The organism is Shewanella gelidimarina, assembly GCF_023283945.1.
Taxonomy (GTDB): domain Bacteria; phylum Pseudomonadota; class Gammaproteobacteria; order Enterobacterales; family Shewanellaceae; genus Shewanella; species Shewanella gelidimarina.
The window spans coordinates 82,967-97,929 of the sequence record NZ_JAKIKW010000003.1 but is presented as its reverse complement, the minus strand read 5'-3'; the positions used below and the strand labels follow the sequence as shown (position 1 = coordinate 97,929).

Below are 14,963 nucleotides of genomic sequence, written 5' to 3'. Positions count from 1 at the left end.
TCATGCTTCTTGAATTCCACAAGGCCACAGACGTTAACAATTGCTAATGAAGTAAAGTTTTTTGCAATATGTGCGTAAAGAACAAGTCAATATTTTGCCTTGTTCACGGCTTAATGACGCTTAGTTAACTTCTCGCCAATATATGATGCGATCGTGGCCTCTATAGGTGCCAAAGTAAGCTGTCGCTCGTGGATCTTCTAATGCGCTAATGTCATACGCCCAATACCACTTTAACCACTTATCCACATTTAACTGCAAAGCCACTTCACCCTCTGCGCTAGGCGCGGGAAAATAGATAAAGCTGTTACCTAAACCAACCGTCCCAGCCTTACCTGTTCCACCAGAACGGGTGAAGCCTTCAACCGCTTCAAGTCCGGTTTGCGGTGTTAATGCAAGTCCTGTATCAGCCGATGCACTAGTGGTATTAGTATCAAATACCGAACAACTGTCATCATTGTTCGCCACCCATTCTGCATTGGCATTAACATATTCAGTGCCAAGTTCTAGGCGTAGTTCTTCCGATGAAGGTCCATAGGCGTTTTGCATCACTAAACGGCCGTAGCGCAAAACAAAAGCATCATCTTTGGCGATATCTTCAAAAGTTACCCCGATACAGGCTGACACTGGGCTTTCTTGATAGCAAACACCGTCACTGTCTTTTAAGTCGTTCGCTGGAAGGTTAAGTTCAAATACAGCGTCAAAGGGAACAATCAAAGCTGAAGTTCGGTTGTACCTGAGCGTCCCCTTCTGAAGATAAGCCGATCGAGCCTTGCCAGTGGTCCCATCAAGAAAAGCAACTGAACGGCTTGCTGCATCGAGTTCTTCTAATACTGGCAATGTAGAGCCGACCAAGTTACTAAAGTGGCGACCATTCCATTGATTTACATATTTCCACCAGTCATTAATCTGGTAGTTTTTAGTCTGGTTACCGTCTTTATTTTTTCCAAGAATGAGGAGCTTAGGCTCCGCGCCAGTTTTAAACAAAAAGGGTTCATCCATATAGGTAAACTGCCCACAACTAGGTTGAAGCTGAGGTTTTTCAGGCGTAACCGTCAAATAATAGGGCGTAAACCGACCCATATTATCCGTCGTTGCTCCGGGGATATCGTAACCAAAATATCCACCAGGTTTGGGTAATACTGAAAAGGTAAAAATACCCACCTCTGACACGGTCTGAGTGATAATTTGTTCGCCAGAAGTTTGTTTATACTCATCACGACCTAGGTCACCAAGCTCCCCACCCTCAGCAATAGTGGGGCTTATTAATTCATGCGATAACAGCATATTGTCATGATAAAAATTAGGTGTAGTAACATTGCCACGACAGATATCGTTATCACTATCGGATTCCCATGCCATTGCTTTTACGGTGATATCAAACTCCTCACCCGCTCGCTTATATGGAGCACTTGTTACGCTACAGTTTGTGCAAGCTACAGATTCGAGACAGATCCCAACAGGTCGGCGAACAAAAGTGTTACTGCCATTCATAACAAGACCGGCCTCATCGCCTGAGCCTGTGTATTTAGCATTGAGTTGCATATTGCCCGCATCAGCATAATTAACGTCTATTTTGGCTTCACCTTTTTCGTCAAAACTGAGTATTAAAGTTTCTGCTGTAGCCAAAGAGTCCCCAACCTCTTTTTCTGTTGTGCCGGACTTAACTGAGATTTTTTTAGTGCCTGTAGATGGGGCAATATAGTCACTCCAAAATTGGAGAGGTTTACTTTGATTTGCAAATGCTGGGATACAAGCCAGACCGGGGTCTCCCTGCTTTACCGCCTTAACAAAAATGTCTGTCGAGGGCTTATTTGAAAATTCATCTGGGATGTCAAAAATAAAACCACTGTTAGCAAATGTGATTGTGCAACGGGCGGTACTCAGTGAACCAGCACCTTGCCTACATAAGGTATCGCTGCCCGCTATCGTCGATGGAGAGGAGCTAGACACTCCAATAGTGACTGGCGAGTTAGTATTAGAACGTAAACTCACCCTTGCAATACCATCGACAAAATTAACTACATTTCCTCCAACCCAACCACCATTAGACATTCCCGCAGGAGATAAATTAGCGACGACAGGGTCAGTAAATAGATCGCAATTGGCGTTACGACAAGCCCGTACTGTCATATCTTCAGCATTACAGGTTAACGGGCTGCTTGAGTAATCAAACTCAAAGTGATGCACAAGTTGACCTAGCGGATTTGAATCTAAAGCACAAACTTCAAAGTTATCAATTTCATGATTGTTATTCGCCCCGCCTGTTGAACCTGTTATTGAAAGATAGAAGTCTGCAGGTACTCCACCTTGACCATTAATATCCCTAGCATCAAATTCAGGCACTAATACTTGGAATCCATTGCCGTCTTTGATATCTCGCTCAACTAACACTAATGCTTGACCTTCGACTCGAGAGTCTACGGTGATTCTATACCTATGATTGGGTGATGCTGTGTTGGTCGATCTTTTATCAATAGGAGGATTAAGATTTGCTGCAGTGCCCGCTAAGTACATATAATTAGAGTTAGCTGAACCACGGATTGTGACTGATTGAGTTCTAAACCCAGGCCCTTTGATTTTGCCCTCTGTTGGATTAGAGAAGTTACCATATTCATCTAACCCCACCCCCATCCAACCGCCAGCAAAACCCGGCGTACCGTTATTACGCTGAGCATAACCTAATGCTCCGCCAAAGCTGCCCGGTTGTGGAGTGATGGATGCATCAGATAAAATAATCGCCACACCATCACCACCCGTTCCTGACGAGGGAGACCAAGCGTAATAGTCAAACTCAACCTTAACGAAGTTATCTGCCGCAGGAAACAGGCGTTGATAAGTACTCGATGTCGCTTGATTACCTCTTGCTGGGGTAATGCGCATTCGATTAGATTCAATTGCGGGAGCCGTAGAGTTACCAAGCGTTTTAATTGCCCAATCGCTTCCGAGATCATCCCGATTAAAATTATCATTAAAACACTGTAATTCCGGCGAATCATCAACATACGCAAGGGCAATAAAGCCATAATCTTCAGCAAGGTGAGTTCGCTCATCATTCTGATACTGGTCTTCATCCGTCACCATACTGACGCTATTTTTAGTCAAAGCACAGCGCCTTAGCCAACCACCATCTTGTCCGTATCTTGAGTTTTTACCTGCAACAAAGGTGGGCGTATTATCAAAATCATTCAAGGTGCTAATATAGCTACACTGCTGGTCCGCGCTCCCCGAACCACTATTAAGTGTCGAAAAGCCACTTGCAAATTGATACTCAACTTCTTTGCCGCTAATAAAAATAGTCTCATCACTATCACTATCACTAGCTTCAATGGCTAAAAAAGCAATATCCTCATCCACTAATTCATTGAGCTTAGTACTCTCATCATCAGTTTGTCGACAACGCTTGTTCCAGTAACCATTCCCATTATCATCAACAACCTCAGCGACATCCATGCCGATTGAAAGCGCCTGACCATTCGACGTTAACCTGGCCATACTTGTTAACCAACAAGTATTATTAGCGGATTGAATCTGGCTTAAAACCACATCATAACGTTTGCTTAGGGTAACGCTCTCATACCAACCACTCCCCCTATAAAGCACATGGTTAATCTTCTTAGTTCCGGCTTGAAACTTAGTACCATTCGTAAACTCGAATTCCCCTGCAGCCGTCGCTACCCAGTGAATTTCTGTCATGGGTTTCGGATCTAAAGCAGACCATCCAGGCCTTCTACCTGGTGGCCCAGGTGGCGATACTTGCGACCAAGTAAATCCTTCATTTGTGATATCAGAAAGAAATACAGAGGCAGGACCATCATTATTGGCTGGATCATCACTGGTTATGGTAGGCATTACAAAAACGAGTGGCGTAACCCCTGTAGGAAATTTAGTTTCGAATTTTACGCTACCCGTCGTGGCTTTCCCAAACTGAAAATTAGAGTCTTGTAGCGATATATCACAGTTAGGGGTGACATCAATGTTTTCACCTTTATCAGTAAATGTAACATTTGATCCGCCATTTAAATAAATTTCCTTATTTGCGGTAATCGCCCCGTTTATTTCACCAACTACTTTAAGATTATGTTCCGCAACGATATACGCATTAACCTCTACGTTACCAACGTTAATATCCTTATAGCCATAGAGCAGTAATTCATGAGGCTCAACGGGAAGCATCTTATTAACTATATTAAAATCCTCCCCAATAAAAAAACTAACACTACCATCAGTGGGGTAAGTAATATTAACCCCACTGCTAATCACTAGTTCGCCAATCCAATATTGACCAGAAGACAACACAAGATTACCAGTGCTAGCCTTCAAGCTTTTCAGCTTATATATACCATCAGTAGTCGTAAAATTTACCCAACGATCTCCTCCGCCGCTTAGAGTTACATCACCATATTCTCCGCCTTCAATATCAATACTTTTCTGGCTCCAAGTCGTAAATTTATTATCACTACTCTCAGAACGGCATTGTTCGAAGTTAATTCTGTCATCTGGAAGCTTTGCAAGTGTATTGTTCGAGCTTTTACATTTCTTATACTGGCTGTCTGCTTCCCCAGGATAACAAGCTCCCCCATTTTCGGAGAATCCATTATCAGTAACACTTTTAGAAGGTAACTGACCATTTTGCGGGCTGTAGAATAACTTTGCTGATGACATTAATACGATTGTCCCACTTTCATCTGTAGAATTAATACCTTCAATGAAAGTTTCACTCCAATCAGAAGCTATAGCATTCGGCATAGCCAAAATGGACCCAAGCATTATGACTATGGCGCCAAATAATGGTGAAGAAATAATTCGTTTAATCACGTGCCTCTACCTCCACGGTGCGGTTCACGCGGATACAACTGGCGTCGCTATCGGTGCCAGAATCGCATTGTCCGGTGCTGCAGGTGGCTGTGCTGGTAATCAAATATTGAGTCATATTAATCGGCAGAGAGGTAGTGGTAATAGCATTACAACTAATGACGACTGAACAGCCGTGAAAACCTACGAGCTTAGTTGTGGTATTTGGAATCGTTTCCGCTTCAATATGCCAAGTAGTGTTTGCGTTACAAGCACCCACGCCCACTTGAGCAACAGGAAACAGTTCGGCTAACGCGCGATCGGCGCCGCTGTTAGCCGCCGCAAATGCCCGAGTGCCCCAGACCTCAAGACTGATCTGCTGATCGGCATCGTTCAGTACATTGATTAAGGTCGCTGCAAGCAAAAACATTACCGTGATGATGAAGACACCAATAATAAGTGCACTACCGCCCTGTTTAGAGTGGCCGATAGTATCTTGGCTGCTAATGATAAAACGGCTGTATTTATGGGACATTTATCACCTGCACTTGATGGTGGTACTGCAACGATTGCCCTTGGATATCAAACAAGGGATTAAGCTGCACCATGGCATTATTCTGCAAAGTGCCTGGGGTGTAGGCCATAGGGTTGTCTGCTGCGATAGTATTAACCACATTTTCGGCCATCAACACGCCCTCAACCATCTCATCAGGCCCTCGCTGACTTTGATTAAAACCATAACCAGAGTAACGCTTAAGTACGCTCAACTCGCTAGTGATCCCTTCAAAGCAGTAACTTACTGCGCCAGTCACGCCAAAGTAACGCTGTCGAGGAGATGCTTCTGCAAATTGTACCGGAACATTAAATTCTACTGTACTCGCATTAGTGGCCGCATTCAGAGTAACGCTTTTAATCTTGAACAACTTTCCCGCTGAATACACATCGGCGGGGCTTAATGGATAAATTAGTAAAAACTGCCCTGCAGTTAACACTGCATCATGGCCTTGCATTACAACCGCTGTATTGGCCGCCGGGAGAGGGGCTATTGGTGCTGTGATATACGATGAACTTGAGGTAATCGGCACCATCTCAATACATTGCCAAGCATGACCATTATTCCTGGTACCATCTGCAATTCGAATGCTATTCGGCACGGCAATTCGAATGCTATTCGGCACGGCATTGCGAATATCGCGAGTCATGCGCTCTATGGCAAAACGGCTTTGGCTCATGACTTGTTCAACGGAAGTTGAATCAATAAAGATACGGGTGCCAAAAATGAGAAAACTGCTGACGCCCAGCACCAGAATTCCAAGAATGATAATGACTGTTACCAATTCAACTAAGGTAAATCCTTGGCGCTTAGCATTCGAAATGCCTTTATGCCTCAGGGGAAATATTAACGACCGCTGCATTAATAGTTCCTCCTAATCGCATTGTAAGTGATCACTTCACCGCTCGGAGTAGTGACGTTTACCGTGACCAATTTACTGTTTAAGCTAGCTGCGTCGTTGTATTCAACCTTAACCGCTAACGCATAATTGATGTATCGGCTAGCATAGGTATCGCTGCTATTAAGCATATTGCTGTTAATGTTCAGCCCGTTATAATCATCGACATCGTTATAGTTGTTACGGCTCTCTTTGACATCGGCCAGCGTACAGTTTACTCCCGTTTTACCAGCCTCGGTGCAATCCGGTCCAAGTTTATTCTGCGCAGTACAAGCCACTCCAGCCGGTAATCCTAGCAAAGGTTTGTCCACTGCACCGCAAGCAGGGACGCCGCCATTGGAGTTAGTGTTCTGATCATAACGCTTACCCCATATTTCATTCAATATCGAGTGCGCCAACTCGGCCGAGCGAACTCGATGCAAGTTGTCTGCGGCTCTGTCTGCTTGCGGGAATAACATGCTCGTCATCATCACAAAGGCAATGCTAATCACCACCATGCCAACAACTAACTCAATCAGGGTAAAGCCGCTATTTTTTATAACGCTAGAGCCTTTTGTTAAGCCAGAGCCTTTAGAGAGGCCGTTTTTTTTGCGTAAGTGTTTTTTCAACAATGAATTAGCCCGCATGAATATAGCCCTCAGACTCGATAGCAATCCACTGGGTTTCGTCAGCTTCTACTGTAATACACTTTGCTTGGGAGTGGCTACAGTCAAGTGAAGGGACTCCTCGACCATCAAATTCAACCTTAAAGCTACTGATACCATCAAGCTTCAATGCAGCACCACCTTGAAAGCTTTGTGCAGTATCGGTCCGCACTAGTGTCCCTTTGCAGCCACTGTTATAACGAGTATTAAAACGAGAGACTTGATATTGAGTTGGCGTGACAGATAAGCGATAGCAACGGTCTTGGTTGTTCATCGCCATAATCTGCACTTTACGCAGCTCAGCAATAAACTCTTCACGCAGTGTGAAAGCGCTGTAACTAGAAGCGGTAAACAAGCGTGGAATGACCACCACCGAAAGAATGGCAATAAGAATGATGGTAGTCACAAGCTCAACTAAGGTAAAGCCTCTGCGTCGGTGCGCTGTATGCATTATCAATCCCGATTGATGCTGTGGTGTCACTAAAGAAGTATTGGTGGATAAAAACCTAATCTAGATTTGCTTTAGCTTTTCCGGCTTTTCCGGCTTTTCCGGCTTTTCCGGCTTTCCGGCTTTTCCGACTTTTCACCATCTTAGCCTTACCTAGTACCCATAGGCCAGATTTTCTAACAGTTTAATAATTATGGCAAATAATTCACGTTTATAATGGCAGTAGTTACAAAAAAGGCCTGCTTAGCAGGCCTTTTTTTGTCAACTCAACTTAACATTTATCAGCTGTTGGCATAGTGCCGTAGTCTGGTGGTGTTGTGGCATCTTCAGCTTCTGTGTATGTAAATTTACAGTCCGCAGGTGCATCTTTTTGTTGAAAACTAATCACACCAGGAGCTTTGCCCGGATCACTTTCTGTAACTTCAACAATAGTCCAATCTGTAGCAGTGATATCTAGAGCATCTGAAATATTATCAACATCAGCCTGAATATAACCATAATTCAACACAGCGCCTTCTACTGTTTTCTCGGTTGCTTTCTCTTTACCACCAATAGCAGCTTTTGAGTAATAAAGAGAATTGGCACCTTGCAGTGCAGCTTTCATTCCTTGAAGAGTAGATGCACGAGCATCACCTTGCAGGTTAATAAATTTAGGTGCGGCAGTTACTGCCAAAATACCTAGTATGATAATAACAACCACTAACTCGATTAGTGTAAAACCATTTTGCTTTTGCATTTTATTTCCCATTAACAGTCAGTCACTACTGCAGTATAAGTTGGTAAAACAATAGGAGCTGTGCCTGATGCTTGAGTAGAAGTAGTGTAATCTAAGCGACACGCATCCGCAGACGTCTTACCTTTAGGTACGATACTGAAAGTCGTATCGTCGGTGCGTATAAGCCCCCAGTCATCAGTAACTGAAACGGTATTACTCGCTAATGTCTGGAAATCCATATCCATCGCTTTTTCAAGATTCGTAATTAAAAGATCCGTAGTAGTTGAGCTATCTAAATAACCAAAGTCTGTCGTAACAGAAACTCCAGTTGCTATCAATACACTCTGATTTTCAGCTTTCTCTAACCCTTTCAAAGCAGCTTTTGAATAAACAAGAGCATTAGCACTTTGAAGTGCTCCTTTTACTCCGTTTACAGTCGATGCTCTTGCATCTGTCTGTAAATTAATAAACTTAGGTGCTGCAGTGACTGCCAAAATACCTAGAATAATAATAACGACCACTAATTCAATTAGGGTAAAACCATTTTGCTTTTGCATGTTTATATTCATTTTCATTCCTCAAAATACCAGTTACAGCTGATAATTGACCATCATATTAATCAACCATCAGCTACAAAAAAATTAGTTAATAAAGCTTTGAACCTGACCGTTACCAGGGTTGTAAGTTACACCTTTGGTCTTAGCTCCTGTTACGCGTGTTGGTGCTGGAGCTGCTATACCACTATTTTGATTTAATGTTAAAGATTCAACTAAATAATAAACACATAAATCAATGCCACCAACCGATTTCCCATCTAAGTCAATAGCAGTTCCAGAACCGTTACCACCCTTGCCACTTTCTACCCTAACAACATACCTTTGGCTTTTAGCATCTTCGTTAAATAAAACATTACGTGGAGCATTTTGCAGCACGTTATCAAAAACCTCTTGACACGTAAGATCAGTCATAGCTGCTGCATCAACATTTGTACTTCCAGTCGGGAAACCAAAACTATCATCTAGAGAAATTGTCGCCCCATCGAGTACTACATTCGGGTTATTACGTCCATCAACTTCCCACTGTGAACGTACAAAGCTAACTGCTGTTGCGAGCCCGCCCGCAACGCCGTCAACACTCGCATCTTCAGCGTCTTCGGTAACATTCAAGAAACGTGGGATGGCTGTTGCTGCCAGCAAACCCAAAATCACGATAACTATAACTAATTCTATAAGGGAAAAACCCTTTTGATGTTGTCTATTCATTTTAATCCCCATTATTTAATAAGCTTATTCTATCAGTTTGTTAAAAATAGAAAAACAGATAATTTCACTGCTTATCTATCCTCTGTCAAAAAGATGACCCGCCCAGAAGTCGTTTGGTAGCTAATACTGTCCCCAGAAACGCCAATATATCGGCACACACCCGTATTTGAATTGAACTTAGTGACAATTTGTTGCGTGTAACTCTCCCCCAACAACTCCTCAATTAAATCACGACAGCCAGCAACACTTGTCTCGTTGGGTAATGGCCAGCCCCCAACAGCCATAGAAACATAACTTATTGATTCAATCTCACCGTCTAAATGACTGCGCCAGTCCAGCTTAAGCTGCTCAGGCTTACCTTTAATTAACCATTGGGAACGAATAACCCCCAATATATTAAGCAACCTATTATGCTCGGTTTTAATACTCTGTTGACCCACCTGCTTGATGCTATCAAAATGACTAAAAGCTAAATAAGACAACACTAACAATAGTATAACTAGCGCAAATATCTTCCTAAAAAGCGTTAACAGTTCAATATCAGACTTTTGTTGACTAAGCACTGGCTGCACTCTGTTGAGACATCAGTTATTGCCTTTAACGACATTCAACATGTCCCACATTGGCAGATAAATACCCAGCGCGAGCACCAATACGATACAAGCAACAAAACCGATTAATATCGGTTCTAATTTTGCCGTTAGGTTTTTAAGGTCATAATCCACTTCGCCTTCATAGAAGTCTGCGGCATCGTTAAGTAACTGATCGATTTGACCGGTCTCTTCACCAACAGCCACCATCTGTAGCACTAACGGGGTAAATAATTGGCTATTATTGTGCACTCTAAGCATAGAGTCACCAGATTCGATACCACGGCGCATGCCGACAATGCTGTCGTGCATATAAGCATTATCAACAGCATCGGCCACTAGGCTTAAAGCTTGTGTCATTGGTACGCCCGCACTCAGCATCATCGAAAAACTGCGGCAATAGCGAGACAGTGTAGAACGCTCAATAATACTGCCCACCGCGGGGATATTGAGTTTCCAACGATCCCATTGCCGTTCGCCTTTTTCGCTATTATGCCAGTAGCGAATACCGATAAAGGATGCAATTAAGAACACGATCATAGCAGGCCAATAATTGACAAACAGGCTAGATGTATTGATCAGCAGCTTGGTTGCCCAAGGTAGATCGGCACCAAAACGAGAGAACATTTCAGCAAACTTTGGAATAACCATAATATTGAGAATGACCATCGCTATCGAGATAGCAATAAGTACAAATATAGGGTAGCGCATGGCTGCTTTAATTCGTCGCCGCGTCTCTTGCTCGCGCTCTATGTATCCTGACAGCTGAATAAACGCATCTTCTAACTTACCGGTGTTTTCACCCACGTGGATCATCGATACAAAGAGTGCATCAAAGACATCAGGATGCTGGTTCATCGCCGACGAAAGCGGTCTACCAGAAGTGAGCTGCTCTGAGATATTATTCAGTGCATCTTTCATTCGTTGTGAATGCGTGGTCTCAGAAAGACCCGCTATCGCTCTTAACATTGGAATGCCTGAGCGGGTTAACGAATACATCTGACGGGTAAAAATTTGCAGTTCATCAAGCGCCACTTTGCCTTTGAAAAGCGATTTAAGCGTAAACTCCTTCACCTCTTTTGCAGGCGATAGCTCAAGCGGAATAACACCACGAGACATCAGCTGGTCGGCCGCGGCACTTTCTGAGCTAGCGTCTAGTTGCCCAGTCACTTGCTCCCCTAGCGCACTGCGTCCGCGATACTGATATGTAGGCATTATGAACCCTCACTCACATTGAGCGTATCATCACTGACATCTTCAACCAGCTTGGCAACCTCTTCAATGGTCGTCATGCCTTGTGCTAAATACTCTAAAGCTGACTCGGCTAACGGGGTAAAATTAGGACTGTTATAGGCCGCATTCGTAAACTCCTGCGGATTGCCTGAACGCATCGCTTCGACCATTGGCTCGTCTAACTCAAGTATTTCAAACACACCGATTCGGCCGCGATAACCGCTACCGTTACAGCTTTGACAACCGGTTCCCACTCGAAAGGTAGCCTTTGAGATGTCAATTTTACTGACGGTTGTCAGCCATACTTTATCTTGTGCGGTTAACGTATAAGGAATAGCACAGTTTTGGCACACACGACGTACCAGACGCTGCGCAATAATCACTCTTAAGGCACTTGCGACTAAGTAAGCCGCCGCCCCCATGTCTAACAGTCTTAACGCACTGGTGACAGCATCGTTAGTGTGTAACGTTGACAGCACAAAGTGACCGGTAAGAGCACCACGCAGACCAATTTCTACGGTCTCCTGATCTCGCATCTCACCCACCATGATGATATCGGGATCTTGGCGCAAGGTTGTTCTTAATACATTAGAAAAGTCGAGGCCAATCTTGTGATTGACTTGTACCTGATTAATACGCGGCAGTTGATACTCGACAGGATCTTCTACGGTGATAATTTTTCTGTCGGCGGTATTAAGCTCACTGAGTACGCCATACAAGGTGGTGGTTTTACCGCTACCTGTTGGCCCTGTGACCAAAAGCATGCCATGAGGACGCTTAATCTGCCGGCGAATACGCGCCAGCATTTCAGGTGGCATACCCGTTTCATTTAATGTCAGTAAACCTGCCGATTGATCGAGAAGACGCATTACCACTGACTCTCCATGGTAAATAGGCATCGTCGACATACGCACGTCTATCTTATGGCCCTTGATCTCCATGTGAAAACGACCATCTTGTGGCAGACGCTTTTCAGAAATATCGAGTCCAGCCATGAGTTTCAATCGCAGCACTAGGGCTGCCGCAATATTCACTTCAGGCAGTATGTTTTCATGCAGTTGTCCATCAATACGTTGACGGATCCTTAATGCATTCTCACCCGGTTCAATATGGATATCTGATGCGCGCATCTGCACTGCATCTTCAAATATTGACTGTAATAACTTAACAACGGTGGTTTCATTATCACTGTCGCCATCTGTTAAGCTCGCCAGATCGAACAGATCGTCAGCGGAATACTCCTCTTCGAGCTTACCCGCTATTTGAGCGATTTCGTCCGTACGACGGTAAAGGTTATCGAAAGCATCAAGCAGTTGCCTTTCTGTAACGACCGCAATGGAAATACGCTTGGGGACAAGTAAGCCCTCGAGTGTATCCATGGCTTGTAGATCGGCAGGGTCGCTCATCGCCACCACGACCGAATCACCATTATCTTCCACTACTAAGGCACGATAACGTCGAGCTTGCACTTCTGGTAGTAGTCCAACAACTGCAGCAGCAATTGAACGTTTACTGATATCTAAGAAAGGAATGTTGAGCTGTTGAGATAAAAACTGTAGCAGCTGCTCTTCAGTGATCGATGAAAGATCAATTAATGTGCGTCCGAGTTTTTTCCCGCTGGTACGCTGCTCACTAAGCGCTTGGCCAAGTTGTTCGTCGGTAATAATGTGCTCTTGAACGAGAAGATCACCTAAACGCATTTTTAACTTAGGTTTCACTGGAATGCTCCTAACTGCACCAATCGATTATCAACATAGGCTTGCGCTTGAGAAGAGAGATTCCCCTGGGCCAAAGCTTGGTTGTAGGCATTTTTAGCCTCTGTATAGTTTTTTTGAGCATCTAGTGCGTAACCCAGTCCCATCCACCATCGCCCTTGGCTAGGCTCATTTTTGGCAAGTTGCCTAAAGCTTTGCTCTGCAACGGGGAAGTTTTGTTCTTTCTGTGCTAAATCACTTTGCTGATGCCATTTTTTTACCGCTAATTCGCTAGTATCAGGGATCAGGTTCAAACTGCTCAAGGCTTGCTTATTCTGTCCCGCGGCTTGCAACACACGGGCTAACAGCAGCGAATATTCATATTCGTCTGGAAATAATAGTTGCCCTTGTTTTAATAGCTGAGCCGATTCCGACAACTTGTTTTGCCCATAATAAAGTGCAGCGGCTTGCTTTCTAGCTTGATGTAAAGCGGGGTTATAAGACAAAGCCGCTTTGTAGTAGGTGAGCGCATCACTATGTAACCCCTGCTGCTGGGCGTCATTCGCTAATATCATCTGCTTTTGTGCCAACTGCTCGGAGGTCAACTTAACCTCTTTTATCGCCATATTACTGCTGCTATAAGAAGTTCGAGTCGCTCGCTTAGCGGGCTCAATACTCATAGAACTTGCTTGCTGTCTCACCGGTTGACTGCTTGGACTCGTATTGGCTGTTGTCGTTTTAGCTTCAGGGTTATTTCTCGCTGTATTTTCATCAGTAACCTCTGCTATCGCTTTCGCCGTGTTAACCGCTGACGGCACTAATTCAGGCTTTGCCGTTGGCTGATTGTTGTTGACATTGACGATGCGAGTAGCTGGGGCAGGTGTTACAGCCTCTTTATCGGATAGTGCTTCTTGAGTATCAACCGCCAAGCTTTGCGCTGTTGATGACACCATGTGCTCGCTATCTGATAGCGAGCCAGCAATTTGATCGGACGTTAATTCGCTTTGCTCATTAGTCACCAGATTATCAATTGCGCTAGGGTTGCTCGGCTCAATAACAAAAAAGACAATAAAACCGCCTATCAGCAGCGACAGTAAGCTGGTAACAACCAGAGGTAGCTTAGATTGGCGTTGAGGTATCAGCGCATTTTGTGGTTTTGCCATGCTCTCAATACCGTGAGGCTGTTGTCGTTTGTCTAAATCTTTGAGCATTTTATTGATTACGCTCATACAACACCTCCCTTAAACCAATATAAAGCGGCTAACACCATGCTAATGAACCCCCCTGCAGCCAATGTCCAACGTAACCCTGAATGCCGGCTAAGGGATGCATCTTCGGTGTCTGCGATAGCAGCATCTACATGTTGTTTTGAAATTTTGCTCGCCCCTTCGCCAAAACAGACTAACAATGCCTTATGAGACAAAATATTAATCAAACGCGGGATCCCACGCGCCGCTTTGGCTAGACGCTTAGCATCCACGGCGGTAAATAATTCGTCACCTTTACTGCCTGCCACTTTTAACCGATGCTGAATATAAGCGGCAGACTCATCTAATGTGAGGGAACGAAGGCAGTAACTGAAGGTGATCCTTTGCCTCAACTGCCTAAATTTACTCATGGCAAGACGCTCATCGAGCTCAGGTTGAGCAAACAACACCACTTGCAATAATTTGCGGCTCTCTGTTTCTAGATTAGTAAATAACCGTAACGCCTCTAAACTATCGTCAGGTAAAGCTTGTGCTTCATCCAAGACTAAAATAATCGAATGACCATGTGCGCTTAACGCCATTAACTGTTGCTGAATTAACCCTGTCAGCTGTTGTTGATCAATCTGGCTAGAGTGTTTAAGGCCCAGTTCCATCGCCACCGCCCACCGAAGTTCGGCAGGCGTAAGGTACGGGTTAGGTAAATAAGCACAGTGAAAACGCTCAGGAAGCTCATTCATTAGTTTTCTACAGATCAAGGTTTTTCCAGTACCGACTTCGCCGGTAACCTTGATAAAACCTTCACCTGTTTGTAACGCAGTTTGTAGCACTTGCATGGCTTCTACGTGCGGTGCTAAGCCAAAAAAGAACTCCGTATTCGGTGTCAGTGAAAATGGCGTTTCAGTTAACCGAAAATGCTGCAGATACAAA

At 44.2% G+C, this 14,963-nt stretch carries 13 protein-coding genes; all 13 read right to left on the bottom strand.

All coding sequences use genetic code 11. From position 1 onward, the window contains the following. Positions 1 to 120: 120 nt before the first annotated feature. A complete protein-coding gene (locus tag L2729_RS03910) occupies positions 121 to 4,746 on the bottom strand; it encodes a DUF6701 domain-containing protein (RefSeq protein WP_248987069.1) in 4,626 nt (1,541 codons plus the stop codon). A 61-nt stretch (positions 4,747 to 4,807) separates the two neighbouring features. Then, positions 4,808 to 5,326 carry an MSHA biogenesis protein MshP gene (locus L2729_RS03905; protein ID WP_248987068.1) on the bottom strand — a complete coding sequence of 173 codons (519 nt, stop codon included), beginning with the start codon at positions 5,324 to 5,326 and terminating at the stop codon, positions 4,808 to 4,810. After that, on the bottom strand, positions 5,316 to 6,206 hold the full coding sequence (locus L2729_RS03900) for a PilW family protein (protein WP_248987067.1): 891 nt from the start codon (positions 6,204 to 6,206) through the stop codon (positions 5,316 to 5,318). Before L2729_RS03900 ends, L2729_RS03905 begins: the two co-directional genes overlap by 11 nt. Further along, positions 6,206 to 6,868, bottom strand: a complete 663-nt coding sequence (locus L2729_RS03895; protein ID WP_248987066.1) for a type IV pilus modification PilV family protein — start codon at positions 6,866 to 6,868, stop codon at positions 6,206 to 6,208. Before L2729_RS03895 ends, L2729_RS03900 begins: the two co-directional genes overlap by 1 nt. Continuing rightward, positions 6,858 to 7,337, bottom strand: coding sequence for a type II secretion system protein (locus L2729_RS03890; RefSeq protein ID WP_248987065.1), 480 nt, complete (start codon positions 7,335 to 7,337; stop codon positions 6,858 to 6,860). Before L2729_RS03890 ends, L2729_RS03895 begins: the two co-directional genes overlap by 11 nt. A gap of 268 nt (positions 7,338 to 7,605) precedes the next feature. After that, a complete protein-coding gene (locus L2729_RS03885) occupies positions 7,606 to 8,070 on the bottom strand; it encodes a prepilin-type N-terminal cleavage/methylation domain-containing protein (protein ID WP_248987064.1) in 465 nt (154 codons plus the stop codon). An 11-nt stretch (positions 8,071 to 8,081) separates the two neighbouring features. Beyond that, positions 8,082 to 8,606 carry a type II secretion system protein gene (locus tag L2729_RS03880; RefSeq protein ID WP_248987255.1) on the bottom strand — a complete coding sequence of 175 codons (525 nt, stop codon included), beginning with the start codon at positions 8,604 to 8,606 and terminating at the stop codon, positions 8,082 to 8,084. Between the two features lie 84 nt (positions 8,607 to 8,690). Then, positions 8,691 to 9,311 (bottom strand): type II secretion system protein, encoded by a 621-nt coding sequence (locus tag L2729_RS03875; protein WP_248987063.1) that lies wholly within the window; start codon positions 9,309 to 9,311, stop codon positions 8,691 to 8,693. A gap of 71 nt (positions 9,312 to 9,382) precedes the next feature. Further along, a complete protein-coding gene (locus L2729_RS03870) occupies positions 9,383 to 9,874 on the bottom strand; it encodes a hypothetical protein (RefSeq protein WP_248987062.1) in 492 nt (163 codons plus the stop codon). A 21-nt stretch (positions 9,875 to 9,895) separates the two neighbouring features. Beyond that, entirely contained in the window at positions 9,896 to 11,116 is a 1,221-nt protein-coding gene (locus L2729_RS03865; RefSeq protein ID WP_102038890.1) for a type II secretion system F family protein, read from the bottom strand. Then, positions 11,116 to 12,852, bottom strand: coding sequence for a GspE/PulE family protein (locus L2729_RS03860; RefSeq protein ID WP_248987061.1), 1,737 nt, complete (start codon positions 12,850 to 12,852; stop codon positions 11,116 to 11,118). Before L2729_RS03860 ends, L2729_RS03865 begins: the two co-directional genes overlap by 1 nt. Beyond that, positions 12,849 to 14,057, bottom strand: a complete 1,209-nt coding sequence (locus tag L2729_RS03855) for a tetratricopeptide repeat protein (protein WP_248987060.1) — start codon at positions 14,055 to 14,057, stop codon at positions 12,849 to 12,851. The genes L2729_RS03860 and L2729_RS03855 overlap by 4 nt, the downstream gene beginning before the upstream one ends. Continuing rightward, positions 14,054 to 14,962: an ExeA family protein gene (locus L2729_RS03850; RefSeq protein ID WP_248987059.1), complete on the bottom strand. Its 909-nt coding sequence runs from the start codon at positions 14,960 to 14,962 to the stop codon at positions 14,054 to 14,056. Before L2729_RS03850 ends, L2729_RS03855 begins: the two co-directional genes overlap by 4 nt. Position 14,963 lies beyond the last annotated feature (1 nt).

Coding starts and splice junctions, on each gene's coding strand:
- L2729_RS03910 (WP_248987069.1), bottom strand. CDS start 4,746: ATGCCGAATGCTATAGCTTCTGATTGGAGTGAAACTTTCATTGAAGGT.
- L2729_RS03905 (WP_248987068.1), bottom strand. CDS start 5,326: ATGTCCCATAAATACAGCCGTTTTATCATTAGCAGCCAAGATACTATC.
- L2729_RS03900 (WP_248987067.1), bottom strand. CDS start 6,206: ATGCAGCGGTCGTTAATATTTCCCCTGAGGCATAAAGGCATTTCGAAT.
- L2729_RS03895 (WP_248987066.1), bottom strand. CDS start 6,868: ATGCGGGCTAATTCATTGTTGAAAAAACACTTACGCAAAAAAAACGGC.
- L2729_RS03890 (WP_248987065.1), bottom strand. CDS start 7,337: ATGCATACAGCGCACCGACGCAGAGGCTTTACCTTAGTTGAGCTTGTG.
- L2729_RS03885 (WP_248987064.1), bottom strand. CDS start 8,070: ATGCAAAAGCAAAATGGTTTTACACTAATCGAGTTAGTGGTTGTTATT.
- L2729_RS03880 (WP_248987255.1), bottom strand. CDS start 8,606: ATGCAAAAGCAAAATGGTTTTACCCTAATTGAATTAGTGGTCGTTATT.
- L2729_RS03875 (WP_248987063.1), bottom strand. CDS start 9,311: ATGAATAGACAACATCAAAAGGGTTTTTCCCTTATAGAATTAGTTATA.
- L2729_RS03865 (WP_102038890.1), bottom strand. CDS start 11,116: ATGCCTACATATCAGTATCGCGGACGCAGTGCGCTAGGGGAGCAAGTG.
- L2729_RS03855 (WP_248987060.1), bottom strand. CDS start 14,057: ATGAGCGTAATCAATAAAATGCTCAAAGATTTAGACAAACGACAACAG.